Source organism: Rhodococcus sp. 5G237, from assembly GCF_053764735.1.
This window is the reverse complement of record NZ_JBSNCD010000010.1, coordinates 188,361-189,313: the sequence shown is the minus strand read 5'-3', so window position 1 is coordinate 189,313 and position 953 is coordinate 188,361. Positions and strand designations below refer to the sequence as shown.

Sequence of the window (953 nt, the reverse complement as noted above, 5' to 3'; positions counted from 1 at the left end):
GGTGCGGTCAGTCGACGCAGCCGGTGGGCGCCGGAACGGACCCGTCGAGGGTGGAGAGCACGAGCTCCGCGGTGAGCCGATCGGCAAGCATCTCCAGGTGCGTGGTCTTCGCGGAGGCACACACGTCCTGCAGCACGATGTCGGTGACGTTCGGGTCCTCGCCCAGGCCGCTCGTGTACGGCTGCACCACGTCGTCGTGGGAGGTGAGGATGTTCGTGTACTCCACCGGCTCGACGAAACGGCCGGTCGCGGCGAGATCCTCGAGGAACTGCGAACCGGGAAGCATGTCGGCGCAGGCGGGGCACGTCGCGTACTCGAAGTCGCGCATCACACCGTCGCTGGTGACGATGGTTGTCCCGTCCCACAGGGGAGCGAGCGACACGAGCCGATCGACCTTGTCGGCGCCGCCGTCACCGATCCACTTCGCCGCGACCAACGTGCCCTGCGAATGGCCGACGATGTCGACCTTCTCGGCTCCGGTCTGCGCGAGCACCTCGTCGACGAATGCGGAGAGCTGATGTGTGCTCGGCTCGAGCGGCGCCATCCCACCCAGAGCGCTGACGGGCCACGGACCGGGGAACGCGCCGAACGTCGGAGCGAAGACGCAGTAGCCGGCGTTGGCGAGCAGAGGCGAGAACGTCTGCCACGCGACCTGCCGGTTGCCACTGGTGTTGTGGACCAGCACAACAGGATTGGGCTTGTCGGCGGTCGGGCGACAATTCGGGTCGTTCGAGCCGGGAGCCGAACCACCCGGATTCTCGAGCTCGAGAGCCACCGTGTCGGGAAGTTCGTACGGAACGGGCAGCGTGGCGGGCGAGGCGGCCGCCACGCCGGATCCGAGAAGACCCGCGGCGAGAACGGTCAGCAGGAGCGATCGGCCAAACACGGGTCATCCTTCGAACAGTGACGATTATCGGCAAGTGCACTGCGGCCCTATAAGGTGTTCCGGGGGC

At 67.3% G+C, this 953-nt stretch carries 1 protein-coding gene; it reads right to left on the bottom strand.

What is annotated here, in order from left to right:
- Nucleotides 1–7 precede the first annotated feature (7 nt).
- Nucleotides 8–886 (bottom strand): esterase/lipase family protein, encoded by an 879-nt coding sequence (locus ACWPOC_RS22385; protein WP_455409354.1) that lies wholly within the window; start codon nucleotides 884–886, stop codon nucleotides 8–10.
- Nucleotides 887–953: the final 67 nt, after the last annotated feature.